General features: G+C 69.0%; 16 protein-coding genes. 6 read left to right on the top strand and 10 right to left on the bottom strand.

Annotated elements, in window-relative coordinates; translation table 11 throughout:
- The first annotated feature begins 1 nt into the window (after position 1).
- The gene (locus J5T34_RS15970) at positions 2-1,648 is read left to right on the top strand and encodes an alkaline phosphatase family protein (RefSeq protein ID WP_208580630.1); all 1,647 of its coding nucleotides are present in this window, start codon (positions 2-4) and stop codon (positions 1,646-1,648) included.
- Here J5T34_RS15970 and J5T34_RS15965 read toward each other — a convergent pair.
- From J5T34_RS15965 to J5T34_RS15950, 4 genes are all read right to left on the bottom strand, one after another.
- Positions 1,645-2,280 carry a MarR family transcriptional regulator gene (locus J5T34_RS15965; protein WP_208580628.1) on the bottom strand — a complete coding sequence of 212 codons (636 nt, stop codon included), beginning with the start codon at positions 2,278-2,280 and terminating at the stop codon, positions 1,645-1,647. The two genes, J5T34_RS15970 and J5T34_RS15965, sit on opposite strands and share 4 nt — an antisense overlap.
- 37 nt (positions 2,281-2,317) lie before the next feature.
- Positions 2,318-3,316: a lipoyl synthase gene (lipA, locus tag J5T34_RS15960; protein WP_208580626.1), complete on the bottom strand. Its 999-nt coding sequence runs from the start codon at positions 3,314-3,316 to the stop codon at positions 2,318-2,320.
- Between the two features lie 36 nt (positions 3,317-3,352).
- A complete protein-coding gene (gene lipB, locus J5T34_RS15955) occupies positions 3,353-4,132 on the bottom strand; it encodes a lipoyl(octanoyl) transferase LipB (protein WP_208580624.1) in 780 nt (259 codons plus the stop codon).
- A gap of 177 nt (positions 4,133-4,309) precedes the next feature.
- The gene (locus tag J5T34_RS15950) at positions 4,310-4,672 is read right to left on the bottom strand and encodes a DUF2917 domain-containing protein (RefSeq protein WP_208580622.1); all 363 of its coding nucleotides are present in this window, start codon (positions 4,670-4,672) and stop codon (positions 4,310-4,312) included.
- A 209-nt stretch (positions 4,673-4,881) separates the two neighbouring features.
- Here J5T34_RS15950 and J5T34_RS15945 point away from each other — a divergent pair, with 209 nt between their 5' ends.
- Positions 4,882-5,835 carry a transcriptional regulator GcvA gene (locus tag J5T34_RS15945; protein ID WP_208580620.1) on the top strand — a complete coding sequence of 318 codons (954 nt, stop codon included), beginning with the start codon at positions 4,882-4,884 and terminating at the stop codon, positions 5,833-5,835.
- 16 nt (positions 5,836-5,851) lie between these two features.
- Here the strand turns inward: J5T34_RS15945 and J5T34_RS15940 are convergent, their stop codons facing one another.
- The 6 genes from J5T34_RS15940 to gatC all read right to left on the bottom strand — a co-directional run bounded on the left by J5T34_RS15940 (position 5,852) and on the right by gatC (position 11,935).
- On the bottom strand, positions 5,852-6,916 hold the full coding sequence (locus J5T34_RS15940) for a tyrosine recombinase XerC (protein WP_208580617.1): 1,065 nt from the start codon (positions 6,914-6,916) through the stop codon (positions 5,852-5,854).
- Positions 6,917-6,938: 22 nt separating this feature from the next.
- Entirely contained in the window at positions 6,939-7,694 is a 756-nt protein-coding gene (locus tag J5T34_RS15935) for a DUF484 family protein (RefSeq protein ID WP_208580615.1), read from the bottom strand.
- Between the two features lie 268 nt (positions 7,695-7,962).
- Entirely contained in the window at positions 7,963-9,420 is a 1,458-nt protein-coding gene (gatB, locus tag J5T34_RS15930; RefSeq protein WP_208580613.1) for an Asp-tRNA(Asn)/Glu-tRNA(Gln) amidotransferase subunit GatB, read from the bottom strand.
- 59 nt (positions 9,421-9,479) lie between these two features.
- Positions 9,480-9,974: a hypothetical protein gene (locus J5T34_RS15925; protein WP_244258958.1), complete on the bottom strand. Its 495-nt coding sequence runs from the start codon at positions 9,972-9,974 to the stop codon at positions 9,480-9,482.
- The gene (gatA, locus tag J5T34_RS15920) at positions 9,971-11,494 is read right to left on the bottom strand and encodes an Asp-tRNA(Asn)/Glu-tRNA(Gln) amidotransferase subunit GatA (RefSeq protein WP_208580611.1); all 1,524 of its coding nucleotides are present in this window, start codon (positions 11,492-11,494) and stop codon (positions 9,971-9,973) included. The genes J5T34_RS15925 and gatA overlap by 4 nt, the downstream gene beginning before the upstream one ends.
- Before the next feature lie 141 nt (positions 11,495-11,635).
- The gene (gene gatC / locus J5T34_RS15915) at positions 11,636-11,935 is read right to left on the bottom strand and encodes an Asp-tRNA(Asn)/Glu-tRNA(Gln) amidotransferase subunit GatC (protein WP_208580609.1); all 300 of its coding nucleotides are present in this window, start codon (positions 11,933-11,935) and stop codon (positions 11,636-11,638) included.
- Positions 11,936-12,617: 682 nt separating this feature from the next.
- On the opposite strand from gatC, the gene J5T34_RS15910 reads away from it, so the two are divergent.
- From J5T34_RS15910 to mrdA, 4 genes are all read left to right on the top strand, one after another.
- On the top strand, positions 12,618-13,661 hold the full coding sequence (locus tag J5T34_RS15910; RefSeq protein WP_023264573.1) for a rod shape-determining protein: 1,044 nt from the start codon (positions 12,618-12,620) through the stop codon (positions 13,659-13,661).
- Positions 13,662-13,875: 214 nt separating this feature from the next.
- Complete coding sequence (gene mreC / locus J5T34_RS15905; protein ID WP_208580607.1) at positions 13,876-14,895, top strand: rod shape-determining protein MreC; 1,020 nt, start codon at positions 13,876-13,878, stop codon at positions 14,893-14,895.
- Positions 14,892-15,404 carry a rod shape-determining protein MreD gene (gene mreD, locus J5T34_RS15900; protein ID WP_208580605.1) on the top strand — a complete coding sequence of 171 codons (513 nt, stop codon included), beginning with the start codon at positions 14,892-14,894 and terminating at the stop codon, positions 15,402-15,404. The genes mreC and mreD overlap by 4 nt, the downstream gene beginning before the upstream one ends.
- Before the next feature lie 60 nt (positions 15,405-15,464).
- The gene (gene mrdA, locus J5T34_RS15895; RefSeq protein ID WP_208580603.1) at positions 15,465-17,825 is read left to right on the top strand and encodes a penicillin-binding protein 2; all 2,361 of its coding nucleotides are present in this window, start codon (positions 15,465-15,467) and stop codon (positions 17,823-17,825) included.
- The last annotated feature ends 2 nt before the right edge of the window (positions 17,826-17,827 follow it).

Here is a 17,827-nt window from a genome sequence, read left to right as displayed (position 1 = left end):
GATGGCCCGCAATATCCTCTTCATCATGTGCGACCAGCTGCGGTGGGACTACCTGTCCTGCACCGGGCATCCGACCATCCGCACGCCGAACATCGACGCGCTGGCCGCGCGCGGGGTGCGCTTCTCGCGCGCCTATGCGCAGTCGACGATCTGCGGCTCGTCGCGGATGAGCTTCTACACCGGCCGCTATGTCGATTCGCACGGCGCCGCCTGGAACAACTTCCCGCTGAAGGTCGGCGAGATGACGCTGGGCGACTATCTCCGTCCGCTCGGCCGGCAGACGGTGCTGGTCGGCAAGACCCATATGGCGGCCGACACCGAAGGCATGGCGCGGCTGGGCATCGATCCGGATTCGACGATCGGCACGCGCGTGGCCGAGTGCGGCTTCGATCCGTACGAGCGCGACGACGGTCTGCACGGCAGCGGCCCGTCCGGCCGCTACGACCCGAAGCCCGTGCGCTACAACGACTATCTGCGCGAGCTCGGCTACGCCGGCGACGACGGCTGGGACGACTGGGCCAATGCCGGCGAGGACGAGCACGGCAATCTGCTGTCGGGCTGGCTGCTGCGCAATGCGACCCGGCCCGCTCGCGTGGCCGAGGAGCATTCGGAAACGCCGTACATGACGCGGCGGGCGATGGAATTCATCGAGCAGGCCGGCGACGCGCCATGGTGCCTGCATCTGTCCTATATCAAGCCGCACTGGCCCTGCATCGCGCCGGCGCCCTATCACGCGATGTACGGGGCCGCCGACGTGCCGCCGCCGGTGCGCAGCGACGCCGAGCGCGCGCAGCCGCATCCGATCTACCAGGCCTTCCTGAATTCGCGCGTCAGCCGGGCCTTCTCGCGCGACGAGGTGCGCGAGGCGGTGATTCCCGCGTATATGGGCCTGATCACGCAGATCGACGACCAGATCGGCGTGCTGATGCGCTTCCTGGAGAGCAAGGGCCTCGCCGATGACACGATGATCGTGTTCACCTCCGATCATGGCGACTACCTGGGCGACCACTGGATGGGCGAGAAGGACCTGTTCCACGAGCCGTCGGTGCGGCTGCCGCTGATCGTCGTCGATCCGTCGCCGGCCGCCGACGTCACGCGCGGCTCGGTCTGCGACGCGCTGGTCGAGGCGATCGACCTGGTGCCGACCTTCGTCGAGGCCTGCGGCGGCGCGCCGCAGCCGCACCGGCTCGAAGGCCGTGCGCTGCAGCCCTGGCTGCACGGCGAGCCGCCGTCCAGCTGGCGCCGCTATGCGATCAGCGAATACGACTACTCGGCGACCGGTGTCGCGGTGTCGCTGGGGGTCGCGCCGCTCGATGCGCGGCTGTTCATGGTGGTCGACGAGCGCTGGAAGTACATCCATGCGCCGGGCTTCCGGCCGATGCTGTTCGATCTGGCCAACGATCCGCAGGAGCTGCACGATCTCGGAGATGACCCGGCCTACCAGGCGCAATGCGAGCGGATGTATCTGGCGCTCGCGCAATGGGGCCTGCGGCAGTCGCAGCGCACCGCGATCAGCGACGAGCGCATCGCCGCGATGCGCGGGGCGTCGGTCCGCAAGGGCATCCTGCTGGGGTTCTGGGACGAGAGCGAACTCCCGGAGGAGCTGCTGCACGAGAAATGGCGCGGCGCGCGGGAGGCGCTGCGCTAGCGGGCTGCACGGTCTTCGTCGGCGGCGGGGTCCGTCTCCGATTCGGCCTCGGCGTCATCTTCCGGCGCCGTCCATTGGCGCCGCGCGCCGCCGCCACGCCAACGGTTGGTGCTGACCGTGGTGGCGACCTGCCGTTTCACGCGTACCGCCTGCTCGGTCAGCGCGGTCAACAGCGTGTCGAGGGTCGCCAGTTCTTCATTCGACAGCGTCTCGACCAGTTGACGGTTGATGGCCGCTACCTCGTCGAACAACTGCCGATAGAGCGCCTGCCCGGCCGGCGTCAGCGCGACGCTGGCGCGCCGGCGGTCGCCGTCCAGCGTCTGCCGCCGGATCAAACCCTTGGCGGCGAGACGCGTGATCGCCCGCGACACGCGCGTGCGGTCCAGATGGCATTGGTCCGCGATCTCCGACGGCGCCTGCGCGCCGCGCACGGCCAGCAGCCCGAGCAGCGCCCATTCGCGGCGCGACACGCCGTACTGGCCCTCGCACAGGCGGATCACCGCCGCGCCGCTGGCGCCTACCAGCGCCGCGAGACGGAAATTGAGCAGATCGGTGATATCGCGCGGCTCGCGCAGGCGGCTCTCGCCTGCGCCGTCCACCGCGCGATCGTCGTCGGACAAGGCGTCGTACAAGGCGGATGGCGGCGCCGCGGAAGGGCGCCGGGCGGGATCAGGCGAAGCCGGCCTGGTGCGCCTGCTGGTCGGCATGGTAGGAGCTGCGCACCATCGCACCGACCGCGGCGTGGGTGAAGCCCATCTTGTAGGCCTCTTCCTCGAACATCTTGAAGGTGTCGGGATGGACGTAGCGCAGCACCGGCAGGTGGTGATTCGACGGCGCCAGATACTGGCCGATGGTCAGCATGTCGATGTCGTGCGCGCGCATGTCGCGCATGACTTCGAGGATTTCCTCGTCGGTCTCGCCCAGGCCCACCATCAGGCCGGACTTGGTCGGCACGTCCGGATTGCGGCGCTTGAACTCCTGCAGCAGCTTCAGCGAGTGCGCGTAGTCGGCGCCCGGGCGGGCCTGCTTGTACAGGCGCGGCACCGTTTCCAGGTTGTGGTTCATCACGTCCGGCGGGCAGGCCTGCAGGATGTCCAGCGCCTTCTCCAGGCGGCCGCGGAAGTCGGGCACCAGCACCTCGATGCGGGTGATGGGCGACAGCTCGCGGGTCTTGCTGATGCAATCGACATAGTGCTGGGCGCCGCCGTCGCGCAGGTCGTCGCGGTCGACGCTGGTGATCACCACGTAGTTGAGCTTCAGCTGGGCGATGGTCTTGGCCAGGTTCAGCGGCTCGTTGACGTCGAGCGGATCCGGGCGGCCGTGGCCGACGTCGCAGAACGGGCAGCGGCGCGTGCACTTGTCGCCCATGATCATGAACGTCGCGGTGCCCTTGCCGAAGCATTCGCCGATGTTCGGGCAGCTCGCTTCCTCGCACACCGTCACCAGGTTGTTGGCGCGCAGGATGTCCTTGATCTCGTAGAAGCGCGAATTGCCGGTCGCCGCCTTCACGCGGATCCAGTCCGGCTTCTTCAGCTTCTCGGCGGGGACGATCTTGATGGGAATGCGGGCGGTCTTGTCGGCCGACTTCTGCTTGCGGGTCGGGTCGTAGGCCGCGCCTTGTGCGGCATCGCCTTGGGGATTCGAAGTGGCGATCAGGGCGTCGCTCATGGTGTTCTCCGCGCGCTCCCCGCGCGCATAGGTCGGCTAGGCCGTAGTCAGGGGTGTCAGTTGGCCGGAGGCCGTGGCGGCTGATTCTTTCGCTGGCTCGTTCGCTGCCGGCTCGCTGGCCGCCGCGCGATGCTGCGCCGCCGCCAGTACGTCGCACAATGCCGCCGCCAGGCGTCGCGCGATCTCGGGCTGGTGCCGGGCGTCGACCGGTAGCTGGCGCACGGCGCCGTCGGCATCGGTCTGCTGCACCGTCGCGCCGGCGCGCGCCATGTCGACCGTTTCCAGGCCGGCATAACCGCACGGGTTGATACGCAGGAACGGGTCCAGATCCATCCGCACGTTCAGGCTGACGCCGTGGTAGCTGCAGCCGTTGCGGATCTTCAGGCCCAGCGCGGCGATCTTGGCGCCGCGGTGCGGGCCGCCGGACAGATAGATGCCGGGCGCGCCAGGCTTGCGTTCGGCGGGCAGATTATACGCCGCGAGCGTGTCCAATACCGCCTGCTCGATCGCATGGACCAACTCGCGCACCATCAGCTTGCGACGGCGCAAGTCCAGCAGCAGGTAGGCGACGACTTGCCCGGGGCCGTGATAAGTGATCTGTCCGCCACGATCGATCCGCACCATCGGGATCGCCGGATCGGGAGACAGCAGGTGCGAAGGGTCGCCCGCCTGGCCCAGCGTGTAGACCGGAGGATGCTCGACGAGCCAGATCTGGTCGGGGGATTCGGCGGTACGTGCGGCGGTGTAGGCGCGCATCGCGTCGAAACAGGGCGCATAGTCCTCCCGGCCCCGCTCGATGACTTCGATTGCTTGCATGCCGAGAGTGTAGCGAAAAGGGCCGGTTCGCACCGGCCCCTGCTTCGCTGGCGGCTGTCACCCTGGCGCCGTCAGGGTTGTCCGCGGTTGGAATGCCCCTTGTCGGGGATCGGGCGCGCCGGCGGACGGCTGTACACCAGCCGCAGATGGCGCCGGCCTGTCGAACCCGCCTCCGGTTCAGGACGCCGCGACGACGTCCTGGCTAGGCGACCATTGCGTGCCTCGAACCAGTCGCCGCACGATGCGGTTCACCAGATGCGGCAGGTTGGTGGTGGCCGGGCGGCGGGCTTCGGCGATCAGCGCCAGGCGGACCGGCCGTTCGGCGCGCGGATCCACGCTGAGCACCACTTCGTCGCCGCGGTTCAGCTGCAGGCTGGCGCCGCAGCGCAGCCAGTAATCTTCCGAGTCGCCGTCGCGGGTGACCCACAGGTTCAGGCCGGCGGCATCTTCCACATAGAGCCGTTGCGCGGTATGCACCGACAGCGGCACGACCTCGCCCGGGTTCAGGCTGAAGACGGTCGTTGTGAGCAGGGTTTCCATTTTGGACTTCCTTCACTAAGGTGACGGTACCGTCCGGCACGCGAATCTCGCGTGGCTGGCGTCGCGCTTACCGTGTCTGGCCTGAGCTGGCCTGGCGCGCTCGCTGTCGCGGTCCCGATGCACTGCATTCTAGTGATTGCCCGACCACCTCCAAAACGATATATATTGATTTCCCTTGTTAGCCAATCTCACATAGCGACGCCGCTGCAATGACCCTGAAGCGTAATCCCGTCGAACTGCCGCGCGCCTGGCATCGCGAGCTGCCCCGGCTGCCGGCGCTGACCGCGCTGCGGGCCTTCGAGGCCGCCGCGCGGCACGAAAGCTTCTCCCGCGCCGCCACCGAGCTGTTCGTCACCCATGGGGCGGTCAGCCATCAGGTGCGCGCGCTGGAGGAGGAACTGGGCCAGCCGTTGTTCGCCCGCAACGGCAAGCGGGTCAGCCTGACGCCGGCCGGACGCGTCTATGCCGAACGCGTGCGCGACGCGCTGCTGCAGATCGCCGAGGCGACCCGCGCGCTGCAGTCCGGCACGCGCGACAAGCGGCTGACGATCAGCACCATGCCGTCGTTCGCCGCGCGCTGGCTGACGCCGCGCATCGGCAGCTTTATCGAGCGGCATCCCGAACTGGACGTCGAACTGATGTCCTCCAACACGCTGGTCGATTTCGCGCGCGACGAGGTCGACGTGGCGCTGCGGATGGGCAGCGGCGACTATCCGGGGCTCTATGTCGAACGGCTGCTCGACGACGTGTTCTTCCCGGTCTGCAGCCCGAACTTCCTCGGCGGCAAGCTGCCGGCGCGCCCCGAGGACATGCAGGGGCTGACGCTGCTGCGCGGCGAAGGCGATCCGTGGCGGCCGTGGTTCGAGGCCGCCGGGCTGGATTGGCCCGAGCCGCGCAAGGGCCTGATGTTCGAGGATTCGTCGCTGCTGCTGCAGGCCGCGGCGGAAGGCCAGGGCATCGCACTGATCCGCTCGTCGCTGGCCTATAACGATCTGCTGTCGGGGCGCGTGGTGCGGCTGTTCGACGTCAGCATCCCGTGTCCGTGGCTGCTGTACTTCGTCTGCGCGCCGGCGATGCTCGACACACCGAAGGTGCAAGCCTTCCGCAACTGGCTGCTGCCCGAGATCGCGGCGTTCCGGCAGATCCTGTCGCAGTGGGCCTAGGCCGGCGCTGCGGGTTTCAGGCCGGCTCGTCGTCGTCCGGCTTCGATGGCGCCTGGGGTGTCGCGGGCGTGTCCCGCTCGGCCAACCGCGCGCGCGGATGGGCCTGGTCGTAGACCTTGGCCAGATGCTGGAAGTCGAGCGCGGTGTAGATCTGCGTGGTCGCCACGCTGGCGTGGCCCAGCATCTCCTGCACCGCGCGCAGGTCGCCCGACGATTGCAGCACGTGGCTGGCAAACGAGTGCCGCAGCATGTGCGGATGCACGTCGGCCGGCACGCCGGCGCGGATCGCCTGCTGCTTGATGCGGGCGCGCACGGTCCGGTCCGACAGCCGCTCGCCGCGCCGCGACAGAAACAGCGCGTGTCGATGATCGGCGCCGGCAGCAGGCTTGACCCAGTCGTCGCGCACCGCCAGCCACGCCCGCAGCGCCTGCACCGCCTTGCTGCCGACCGGCACGCTGCGGCGGCGCGAACCCTTGCCGAGCACCGTGACTTCGCCAGCGGTCAGGTCGATCCAGCCCGAGGAGCGGTAGCCGTCCTCTTCCACGTAGCGCAGATCGAGCTGCACGAGTTCGGACACGCGCAGCCCGCTCGAATAGCCGAGTTCGAACACGGCCTGATCGCGCAGCCCTTCGGCGCCCTCGCCGGCCGGTTGGCCGACCAGCGCGACCGCGTGCTCGACCGACAGCGCCTTCGGTAGCGGCCGTCCGGCCTTGGGGGCGCGCACGCCATCGACGGGGTTGGCCTCGACGCCATGGCCGTGCCGCGCGGCCCACAGGTAAAAGCCGCGCCAGGCCGACAACGCCCGCGCAATGCTGGTGGAAGCCAGGCCGCTGCCGCGCAGGCGCGCGGCGAAACTGCGGATCTGGTCGGTGCGCAGCGCGGTCAGCGCGGTACCGGGCGCGAGTTTGGCGGCCTGTGCCTGCAATACCGACAGGTCCCGCCGATAGCCGACCAGCGTGTGCTCGGCCAGCTTGCGGCTGCTGGCCAGCCAGTCGAGATAGCTGCGCAGCAGCGGATCGAGGGCGGGGGCGGGAGCGTCCGCCGCCTCCGCCGCGGTCCCGGGTTCGCTGGAGCGGGCCATCGGTTGCTGCCCGAGTCCCCGCTCAGCCGCGCAGGCGCGCCAGCGCCGCGCCGGCCAATTCGCCGATGCGGCTCAGATAAGCCGTGCCCATGCCTTCGTGGAAGCGCCGCGGGTCGGGCGAGCCGAGCACCAGCAGGCCGAAGGTCGGGCCCGTTTCGGCGTCTTCGCCGGCGGGCGCGCGCAGCGCGACCATCGCCAGCGAGGCGATGTCGTCGCGCTCGAGCCAGTCGACTGCCTGCTTGCCGCCTTCGCCAAGCGTGTCGGGCACTGCCACCGGCACGGGCTGCGCGCCCTCTTCAGCGACGGGCGCGATGGCCCACGGGTTGGCGCCGCAATACGGCGTCTGCAGGCCCTCGGCAAAGCGGCGCGCGGCTTCCGTTGCGGCGGCCTGATCGCCGCGCAGCAGATCGAGCGGCGCATGGGTTTCTGCCAGCTGCCACAGCCGCAGCGCGACGGCCGGCACATCGAACACCTGCTGCAGGCCCTGACTGACCGCCATCGGCAGCGCCAGCGCATCGGCCTCGCCCAGCAGCCGCAGCTGCCACGCGTGCATGCGGTTCTGCGTGCGTTCGTTGTCGTGGCCGTGACGCATCAGGTTGGCCAGCTTCAGTTCGAGGCCCTTGTTCTTCTCGCGCAGGATTTCCATCTGGCGCTGCTGCAGCGACACCGCGCGATGGCTGTGCGGGCTCGTCAGCTGCACGGAGGCCAGCAGCTCGGCATGGTCCTCGAAGAACTGGGGATGACTTTGCAGATAGGCGGCGACGTCTTGCGGATTCATTGGCGGGTCATCGAACGATTTGCGCTGGAGTGTAGCAAAGCCCGTCGGACGGCACGGCTTGCCCTCTCCCCCGGCCCCTCTCCCGCAAGCGGGAGAGGGGAGAAAACCGGCAGCGTTCTCCATGCCGTTTGTGTTCTCCCTCTCCCGCTTGCGGGAGAGGGCCGGGGAGAGGGCCGGACGGTCGATCGACCAATACGGCCCCAACCCGCCACGCCATAAAAAAACCCGCGCCATAGCGCGGGTTCACCATCCTCGGAGACGCAGCCAATCAACCCAGCTTCTTGCGCAGCAGCTCGTTGACCTGCGCCGGATTGGCCTTGCCCTTGGTGGCCTTCATCGCCTGGCCGACCAGCGCGTTGAACGCCTTCTCCTTGCCGGCGCGGAACTCCTCGACCGACTTGGCGTTGGCGGCCAGCACCTCGTCGATGATGGCCTCGAGCGCGCCGGTATCCGACATCTGCTTCAGGCCCTTGGCGGCGATGATCGCGTCGGCGTCGCCGTCGCACTCGCCGGCCCACATCGCCGGGAACACGTCCTTCTTGGCGGTGTTGTTCGACACCGTGCCGTCGGCGATGCGCTTGAGCAGCAGCGCCAGCTGTGCGGGGCGAATCGGCGCGCCGTCGATTTCGATGCCCTCGCGGTTCAGCTGCGAGGCGACATCGCCCATCAGCCAGTTGGCCGCCGGCTTGGCATTGGCCGCGCCGGCTTCGGCGACGACCTGCTCGAACCAGTTGGCCAGCGCCTTCGACGAGGTCAGCACGCTTGCGTCGTAGGCAGGCAGACCGTATTGCGAGACGAAGCGCGCCTGCATCGCGGCGGGCAACTCCGGCATTGCCGCGCGCACGCGCTCGATCCAGGCCGGTTCGATCTCGAGCGGCAGCAGATCCGGATCGGGGAAGTAGCGATAGTCGTGCGCGTCTTCCTTGGTCCGCATCGCGCGGGTTTCGCCGGTGTCCGGATCGAACAGCACGGTGGCCTGCTGGATCTCGCGGCCGTCCTCGATCTCGGCGATCTGCCAGCGCACCTCGTATTCGATCGCCTGCTGCAGAAAGCGGAACGAATTCAGGTTCTTGATCTCGCGGCGCGTGCCCAGCTTGTCGCTACCGACCGGCCGCACCGATACGTTGGCATCGCAGCGAAAGCTCCCTTCCTGCATGTTGCCGTCGCAGATGCCGAGCCACACCACCAGCGAATGCAGCGCGCGCGCATAGGCGACCGCTTCCGCGGCGCTGCGCATGTCGGGCTCGGTGACGATCTCCAGCAGCGGCGTGCCGGCGCGGTTCAGGTCGATGCCGGTCATGCCCGCGAAATCCTCGTGCAGCGACTTGCCGGCATCCTCCTCGAGGTGGGCGCGCGTCAGCTGCACGGTCTTCTCGTAGAACTCGCCCTTGCGGCCTTCGACCTGGAAGGTCAGGCTGCCGCCCTGCACCACGGGGATCTCGTACTGGCTGATCTGGTAGCCCTTGGGCAGATCGGGGTAGAAGTAATTCTTGCGGGCGAACACGCTATGCGGCGCGACATGGGCGCCGATCGCCAGACCGAACTGGATCGCACGCTCGACCGCGGCCTTGTTCAGTACCGGCAGCGTGCCGGGCAGCGCCAGATCGACCGGGCAGGCCTGCGTGTTGGGCGCCGCGCCGAACGCCGTGGAGGCGCCGGAAAAAATCTTCGAGGCCGTCGATAGCTGCGTATGCGTTTCGAGGCCGATCACCACTTCCCATTGCATGGCGGTATTCCTGTTGGTTCCTTGCGGCGGCGCCGGCATGGGCCGCGCCGCCGTGTCATTTATTGCGTGCGCGCGCAGGTGCCGGTGCCCGGTTCGAACATCACCGGCCACGCCTCTTCGTAGATGCCCGGCGTGCAGCGGCTCTGGCAATTGGCATGCGCCAGCGTGACGCGGCGCGGGTCCTGCCAGACCAGCAGCTTGCAGGCGCTGCCGTCGCGCGCGGCCAGTTCGATATGCGGCTTGCGGCGGGTCTGGCGGAACTCGGCCAGGTCGAAGCTGCACGAGCCGCGCTTGCCGACCCACAGCTTCCACGACAGCTGCTGCACGTTGTTGTCCGACACGCGCAACTGGGCGTCCTCGCGGAAACCGTCTTCCTCGGTGCGGCGGCAGTCGCCGGCCAGATCGATGTCGCGATCGGCGATCGGCGTCGGACCGCCGATGCGCGGCAGCGGAATACAACCGGCCAGCGCGGCCAGCAGCACCGCGGTCAATGCCAGGCGGCCGGCGGAGCGACCGGACGGGATGCGGAGCGAAAGAAGCGCGTTCATGGTCATGCCTGCGAGGGCTGGCGCAGATGCCAGTCGGTGGCCTGCTGGAAAGCGTGCGCGGTCTGCAGCAGCTGCGCCTCGCCGAAGTAGTTGCCGATCATCTGCAGGCCGACCGGCATGCCGCCCTCGCCGAAGCCGCAGGGCACGCTCATGCCGGGCAGGCCGGCGAGGCTGGTCGACAGCGTGAAGACGTCGGCCAGATACATCTGCACCGGGTCGGCGCTCTTCTCGCCGAGCTTCCACGCCACCGTCGGCGCTACCGGTCCCATGATCACGTCGCACTCGCCGAAGGCGCGCTGGAAGTCGTCGGCGATCAGGCGCCGGATCTTCTGCGCCTGCAGGTAGTAAGCGTCGTAGTAGCCGTGCGACAGCACATAGGTGCCCACCAGGATGCGGCGCTTGACCTCCCAGCCGAAGCCCTCGGCACGGCTCTTCTTGTACATGTCGAGCAGGTCGCGGTACTCGGCCGCGCGGTGGCCATAGCGCGCGCCATCGAAACGCGACAGGTTGGACGAGGCCTCGGCCGGCGCGATCACGTAGTAGACCGGGATCGACAGCTCGGTCTTGGGCAGCGACACCTCGACCAGCGTCGCGCCCAGCTTCTCGTATTCGTGCAGCGCGGCGCGCACCGCGGCCTCGACATCGGCCGACAGGCCGGCGCCGAAATACTCGCGCGGCAGGCCGATGCGCAGGCCAGCGAGCGGCTGGTTCGCGCTGGCGCCGCCGCGCGGCTGGCCCAGCAGCCGCGTGAAGTCCTCGTCCACGCCGCCCTGCGCCGGCGTCAGCGAGGTCGAATCGCGCTCGTCGAAACCGGCCATCGCATTGAGCAGCAGCGCGCAGTCCTCGGCGCTGCGTGCCATCGGGCCGGCCTGGTCCAGCGACGAGGCGAACGCGATCATGCCGAAGCGCGACACGCGGCCATAGGTCGGCTTGATGCCGGTGATGCCCGAGAACGAGGCCGGCTGGCGGATCGAGCCGCCGGTGTCGGTGCCGGTCGCGGCCGGCGCCAGGCCCGCGGCCACCGCGGCGGCCGAGCCGCCCGACGAGCCGCCCGGCACGCGCGACGCATCCCACGGGTTGCGCACCGGGCCGAAGTGCGAGTTCTCGTTGGACGAGCCCATCGCGAACTCGTCCATATTGGTCTTGCCCAGCGTCACCATGCCGGCGGCGGCCAGCCGCTCGACCACGGTGGCGTCGAACGGGCTTTCGTAGTTGGCCAGCATGCGCGAGCCGGCGGTCGAGCGCCAGCCGCGCGTGACGAACACGTCCTTGTGGGCGATCGGCACACCGGTCAACGGGCCGGCCTCGCCGCGCGCGCGGCGTGCATCGGCCTCGCGCGCCTGGGCCAGCGTCAGTTCCGCATCGACGTGGACATAGGCGTTCAGCGCGGCGGCCTGCTCGATGCGGGCCAGGTAGTCGCGCGCCAGTTCTTCGGCCGACACCGCGCCGGCGGCGAGCGCATCGGCGATCTGGCGCAGCGAGGTCACGGTCGAGCCGACCGGGAAGGAGGAAGCGGAAGAAGACATGGAGTGTCGGAAAAGCTTCGGGGAACGGCCGGCGCGGCATGGCCGCGCGGCCGGATCAATTCAGGAGACGTCGCTGGTATATCGGTATCGGCACGCCGATACCGAACGGTCGCGATACGTCGGCGAACCCGGTACGGGACCTTATTCGATGACCTTCGGCACCAGATACAGGCCAGCCTCGGTAGCCGGCGCCGGGCGCTGGTAGTCGTCGCGCCGGTTCGGTTCGGTGACGGCGTCTTCGCGCAGGCGCTGCTGCATCTCGCGGACCGCCGACAGCGGATGCGCCAGCGGCGCGACGCCGGTGGTGTCGACCGCCTGCATCTGCTCGACCAGCGAGAAGAATTGGTTCAGTTGCCCGAGCGTCTGGCCGGCTTCTTCATCGCTGATGTCGATGCGGGCAAGATGGGCGATGCGCTTGACGTCGGTAAGCTCGAGTGCCATGGCGTGGGTGCGAGGAATTCCAGAAGGCCCGGGGTCAACCGGGAGAACGACGACCGTGCGGGCAGAGTCGGGAGGCGCTGGACCGGGTCAGGCCCGTGTACCTTGGGCGGCGCCGCGTCGGGTCCGGTGTCGGCCCGGCCTCGGCCTGGGACAAGTGCCGCGCGCGGCGCCCGACGATCGTCAGATTTACAGGTTTTTTCAGGGCAATTTGCCGCCGAAACACGCGGAATTATAAGGTATCATTCCGTTTTGCCGCCGCCCCTGGCGGCGCCTTCGCCGCTTGGACCCAAGGCCCGGCCGCTGAAGGACGCCGGACCCGACTGCCCGCCGGGGCCCGGACCAGGATCCTCCGATTAGACCGACTCGCTGCTGCCCCCATCGTGGGTGCCGGGTCTGTGGCGCCCGGACCATCGTCCGGCCATCCGCCAAATGAAGTTTGGCGAACTTTCTGGCGCCGTCTAATCAAAGGTTCCCGTGGGAGTGTGTTCCGCCGGCCCCGGCGGGGCGCTTCCCCCGGACTGTTGCGGTTCGCCTGGCGCACTGCAACGGCAAGGGCGGGACCGTGGATGCGCGGACGACGCGCGCCGTTTCCATCGACGACATATGAATATCGCGGCCGGCGCCAAGGACTGGCGCCGGCCGCTTCGCATACCTGCGAACCCACCAGAAAACAGGACTCCTGATGTTCGGATTTCTCCGCAGCTACTTTTCCAACGATCTCGCGATCGACCTCGGCACCGCCAACACGCTGATCTACATGCGTGACAAGGGCATCGTGCTGGACGAACCGTCCGTGGTCGCGATCCACCTGGGCGGCGGCCCGAACGCCAAGAAGACCATTCAGGCAGTCGGCAAGGAAGCCAAGCAGATGCTCGGCAAGGTGCCGGGCAATATCGAGGCGATCCGCCCGATGAAGGACGGCGTGATCGCCGACTTCACCGTCACCGAGCAGATGCTCAAGCAGTTCATCAAGATGGTGCACGACAGCAAGCTGCTGCGTCCGTCGCCGCGCATCATCATCTGCGTGCCGTGCGGTTCGACCCAGGTCGAGCGCCGCGCGATCCGCGAGTCGGCGCTGGGCGCCGGCGCCTCGCAGGTCTACCTGATCGAGGAACCGATGGCCGCCGCGATCGGCGCCGGCCTGCCGGTGTCCGAGCCGTCGGGTTCGATGGTCGTCGATATCGGCGGCGGCACCACCGAGGTCGGCATCATCTCGCTGGGCGGCATGGTCTACAAGGGCTCGGTGCGCGTCGGCGGCGACAAGTTCGACGAAGCCATCGTCAACTACATCCGCCGCAACTACGGCATGCTGATCGGCGAGCAGACCGCCGAAGCGATCAAGAAGGAAATCGGCTCGGCCTTCCCCGGTTCGGAAGTGCGCGAGATGGAGGTCAAGGGCCGCAACCTGTCCGAGGGCATCCCGCGCGCGTTCACGGTCTCGTCCAACGAGATCCTGGAAGCGCTGACCGATCCGCTGAACCAGATCGTCTCCACCGTCAAGATCGGCCTGGAGCAGACCCCGCCGGAACTGGGCGCCGACATCGCCGAGCGTGGCATCACGCTGACCGGCGGCGGCGCGCTGCTGCGCGACCTGGACCGCCTGCTGGCCGAGGAGACCGGCCTGCCGGTGCTGGTGGCCGAAGATCCGTTGACCTGCGTGGTGCGCGGTTCGGGCATGGCCCTGGAGCGCATGGACAAGCTCGGCAGCATCTTCGCCTACGAGTAAGCCGGTCCGGCAAAGGATCGTTCCCGTGGCGAAGCGCGCCCTGCCCGCACCGCTGGCCGAGGCCGGCCACGGGCAGGTACGCCGCCGCGCCACCCCGGCCAAGCCGGCCGCCGCCACCCGGCGGCCTGCGCGACTCCGCCAATTCCGGTCCGCCCCCGGACGCCCGCGCGCGGCGTGCCGGCGATGCGGACCGCCACCGCCTGCGTACGGCTAAATGGATTACACGCCGCCACCGCTATTCAAGCAGGGTACGTCTGCGTTCGCGCGCCTGGTCATCTTCGTCACGATGGCGCTGGTGCTGCTGGTCGTCGACGCCCGCTTCGATGCGCTGTCCACGGTCCGGCAGGTTGCCGCTACCGTGCTGATGCCGGTCGAGCGCGCCGTGCTGGTGCCGCGCGACATGGCGCGCACCGCGTTCGACTATCTGCAGTCGTCGGCCGCGCTGGCCAGCGAGAACCGCGAGCTGCGGCGGCGCGCGGTGGCCCAGGCCGACGATGCGCTGCGCCAGGCCCAGCTCGAGGCCGAGAACCGGCAACTGCGCAAGCTGCTGGACCTGAAGGAACAATCGGCGACGCCCGTCACGGCGGCCGAGGTGCTGTACGACGCGCGCGATCCGTACAGCCAGCGCATCGTGATCGATCGCGGCAGCCAGCACGACGTGCGCGCCGGCTATCCGGTGATCGACGATCGCGGCGTGGTCGGCCAGGTGACGCGGGTGACGCCGTTCCAGTCCGAAGTCACGCTGCTGACCGACAAGGATCAGGCGATCCCGGTGCAGGTGGTGCGTAACGGCCTGCGCAGCCTCGCCTTCGGCGGCGGCAAGGCCGGCATGCTGGACCTGCGCTTCATGGCGGCGTCGGCCGATCTGCAGCAGGGCGACCTGCTGGTGACCTCGGGCCTGGACGGCGTCTATCCGCCGGGCCTGCCGGTCGCGCGCATCGTGCAGATCGAGCGCAAGGCCGACACCGCGTTCTCGCGTGTCTACTGCGAGCCCGTCGCGGGCGTGCGCTCGCACCGCCAGCTGCTGGTGGTGCGCTACGAGGCCGAGAAGCCCTCGCGCGATCTGCCGGCCGGCGACGACGGCAAGAGCGCGGCGGGCAAGGCCAGCAAGACGGAGAAGGCGGGCAAGGGCGCGGACAAGGCGGCCGACAAGGCGCCGAAACCGAAAGCGGACACCGCGGCCACGGTCGCCACGGCGCCCTCGACCGCGTCGAGTCAGGAGCAGAAGCGGTGACCCATCCCCAATACCTGCTGCGGCCGGTCAACCCGACCTTCATCGCGCTGACCTTCGTGCTGGCGTTCCTGTTCAACCTGCTGCCGTGGGGCGACATCCTGTGGGTGCCGGACATGGTGGCGCTGGTGCTGGTGTTCTGGAACATCCACCAGCCGCGCAAGGTCGGCATGGGCGTGGCCTTCGTGCTGGGCCTGCTGATGGACGTGCACGATGCTCGCCTGCTGGGCGAGCACGCGATGGCCTACACGCTGCTGGCGTACTTCGCCATCACGATCCACCGCCGCGTACTGTGGTTCAGCGTTTATACCCAGGCGCTGCACGTGCTGCCGCTGCTGTTCATCGCGCATGCGGTGCCGGTGGTGATCCGGCTGCTGATGGGCGCGCCGCTGCCCGGCTGGCCGCTGCTGGTCGCGCCGGGCATCGAGGCGCTGCTGTGGCCGCTGGCCACCGGCCTGCTGCTCGCGCCGCAGCGCCGTTCGGTCGACGTCGACGAAACCCGGCCGATCTGACGGCATGGCACTCCCACCGCTGTTCCTCTCCGTGCCCCGACCGCCCGTCCACGCAGCACCATGACCGAAATCCGCAACGTCGAACTCGAGCTCGGCCGCTTCCGCCTTCGCGTGGCGGCCGCGGCGCTGTTCGCCGTGATCCTGTTCGGCCTGCTGTTCCTGCGCTTCTTCTGGCTGCAGTGGTACAAGCACGACCAGTATTCTGCCAAGGCGGAGGACAACCGCATCTCGGTGGCGCCGATCGAGCCGAACCGCGGCATCATCATGGACCGCAACGGCATCGTGCTGGCGCGCAATTATTCCGCCTACACGCTGGAGATCACGCCGTCCAAGCTGACGCAGTCGCTGGACGACACCATCGACGAGCTGTCCGAACTGATCGACATCCAGCCGCGCGACCGGCGGCGCTTCCGCCGGCTGATGGAAGAGTCGCGCAGCTTCGAGAGCCTGCCGATCCGCAGCCAGCTGACCGACCAGGAGGTGGCGCGCTTTTCCGCGCAGCGCTTCCGCTTCCCCGGCGTCGACGTGCGGGCGCGGCTGTTCCGCCAATATCCGATGGGCGAATCGGCCTCGCACGTGGTCGGCTATATCGGCCGCATCTCGCAGCGGGACCAGCAGCGCATCGAGGCGATGGACGAGGCCAACGACGCCAATCCGGCCAAATACGATCCGCGCAAGGACGCCGACAACTACAAGGGCACCAACTACATCGGCAAGATCGGCATCGAGCAGAGCTACGAGACCGAGCTGCACGGGCTGACCGGCATCGAGGAGGTCGAGGTCAGCGCCGGCGGGCGGCCGATCCGCACGCTGTCGACCGCGCCGGCCACGCCCGGCAACAACCTGATCCTGTCGCTCGACATCCGGCTGCAGCAGCTGGCCGAGGCGCTGTTCGGCGACCGCCGCGGCGCGCTGGTGGCGATCGAGCCGGCCACCGGCGACATCCTCGCGTTCGTCTCCAAGCCCACCTTCGACCCGAACCTGTTCGTCGAGGGCATCGATACGGCGACCTGGAACGAGCTGAACAATTCGCCGGACAAGCCGCTGCTGAACCGGCCGTTGCGCGGCACCTATCCGCCCGGCTCGACCTACAAGCCCTTCATGGCGCTGGCGGCACTGGCGACCGGCAAGCGCAGCGCAAATTGGGGCATGCACGATCCCGGCTTCTTCACGCTCGGCAACCATACCTTCCGCGACGACAAGCCGGGCGGCCACGGCTGGGTCGACATGTATAGCTCGATCGTGGCCTCGTGCGACACCTACTACTACGCGCTGGCGCGCGACATGGGCGTCAACGCGATCCACGACTTCATGAAGCCGCTCGGCTTCGGCCAGCTGACCGGCATCGACATCGAGGGCGAGAGCCGCGGCATCCTGCCGTCGACCGACTGGAAGCGGCGCGCCTACCGCAAGCCGGAGCAGCAGAAGTGGTATGACGGCGAGACCATCTCGCTGGGCATCGGCCAGGGCTACAACAGCTTCACGATCCTGCAGCTGGCGCACGCGACATCGATCCTGGTCAACAACGGCGTGGTGATGAAGCCCCACCTGGTCAAGGCGATCGAGGACGCGGTCACGCGGCAGCGCCGCCTGACGGTGCCGAAGGAAAGCTACCGCCTGCCGTTCAAGCAGTCCGATATCGACGTGATCAAGCGCGCGATGGTCGGCGTCACGCATGCGGGCACCGCGGCCAAGGTGTTCGCCGGCGCCGCCTACGAGTCGGCGGGCAAGACCGGTACCGCGCAGACCTACTCGCTGGCCAAGGGCGAGAAGTACAACCACCACGCGCTGGCCGAGCACAAGCGCGACCACGCGCTGTACACCGCGTTCGCCCCCGCGGACAAGCCGAAGATCGCGCTGGCGCTGATCGTCGAGAACGCCGGCTTCGGCGCGGCGCACGCGGCGCCGATCGCGCGCAAGGTGATGGACTACTACCTGCTGGGCAAATGGCCCGCCGAGCTGGCCGAGATCGCGCCGCCGGCATCCGAGCGAGCCCATGGCCTGCCGCCGGTCGCGACGCCCAGCGTGTTCACCACCGGCCATACCGCCAGCATCGCCAGCGCGACCGCGATGGGCAACACGCTGGCCAACGAGGACACGGTAGGCCAGCCAGGCGGCAAGCAACAGGACGCCGAAGGCGGTGCCAGCGCCGCGGCCGCCGCGCCGGCCATCGATCCGCACGCGATCGCGCCCGCCTCCGCGCCGCTGACGCTGGAGGCCCGCATGCGCCAGGCGCTCGGCCACAGCCAGCCGCCGCACCAGGGCCCGCCGCCAACTCCGGCCGCGCCGCCGGCCCCTGGCAGTCCGGGCACGCGCAAGACGCCGCCCGCCGCGCCGGGGCCCGCTTCGTCGCCGACTCCCTCCCCCGCATCCCGCGCCCGGCAGGCCGCCGCGGCGCCGGGCGCCAACGCTACGCATTGAAG

It is taken from the genome of Cupriavidus gilardii, assembly GCF_017598945.1.
GTDB lineage: Bacteria > Pseudomonadota > Gammaproteobacteria > Burkholderiales > Burkholderiaceae > Cupriavidus > Cupriavidus gilardii_E.
This window is presented reverse-complemented; position numbering and strand designations above follow the sequence as displayed.

What these genes read in the sequence shown, in the direction of transcription:
- mrdA (WP_208580603.1), top strand. Translation starts at nt 15,465, where the DNA reads ATGACCGAAATCCGCAACGTCGAACTCGAGCTCGGCCGCTTCCGCCTT.
- J5T34_RS15925 (WP_244258958.1), bottom strand. Translation starts at nt 9,974, where the DNA reads ATGACCATGAACGCGCTTCTTTCGCTCCGCATCCCGTCCGGTCGCTCC.
- J5T34_RS15935 (WP_208580615.1), bottom strand. Translation starts at nt 7,694, where the DNA reads ATGAATCCGCAAGACGTCGCCGCCTATCTGCAAAGTCATCCCCAGTTC.
- J5T34_RS15910 (WP_023264573.1), top strand. Translation starts at nt 12,618, where the DNA reads ATGTTCGGATTTCTCCGCAGCTACTTTTCCAACGATCTCGCGATCGAC.
- gatB (WP_208580613.1), bottom strand. Translation starts at nt 9,420, where the DNA reads ATGCAATGGGAAGTGGTGATCGGCCTCGAAACGCATACGCAGCTATCG.
- mreC (WP_208580607.1), top strand. Translation starts at nt 13,876, where the DNA reads ATGGATTACACGCCGCCACCGCTATTCAAGCAGGGTACGTCTGCGTTC.
- gatA (WP_208580611.1), bottom strand. Translation starts at nt 11,494, where the DNA reads ATGTCTTCTTCCGCTTCCTCCTTCCCGGTCGGCTCGACCGTGACCTCG.
- gatC (WP_208580609.1), bottom strand. Translation starts at nt 11,935, where the DNA reads ATGGCACTCGAGCTTACCGACGTCAAGCGCATCGCCCATCTTGCCCGC.
- lipA (WP_208580626.1), bottom strand. Translation starts at nt 3,316, where the DNA reads ATGAGCGACGCCCTGATCGCCACTTCGAATCCCCAAGGCGATGCCGCA.
- J5T34_RS15940 (WP_208580617.1), bottom strand. Translation starts at nt 6,916, where the DNA reads ATGGCCCGCTCCAGCGAACCCGGGACCGCGGCGGAGGCGGCGGACGCT.
- J5T34_RS15950 (WP_208580622.1), bottom strand. Translation starts at nt 4,672, where the DNA reads ATGGAAACCCTGCTCACAACGACCGTCTTCAGCCTGAACCCGGGCGAG.
- J5T34_RS15945 (WP_208580620.1), top strand. Translation starts at nt 4,882, where the DNA reads ATGACCCTGAAGCGTAATCCCGTCGAACTGCCGCGCGCCTGGCATCGC.
- J5T34_RS15970 (WP_208580630.1), top strand. Translation starts at nt 2, where the DNA reads ATGGCCCGCAATATCCTCTTCATCATGTGCGACCAGCTGCGGTGGGAC.
- lipB (WP_208580624.1), bottom strand. Translation starts at nt 4,132, where the DNA reads ATGCAAGCAATCGAAGTCATCGAGCGGGGCCGGGAGGACTATGCGCCC.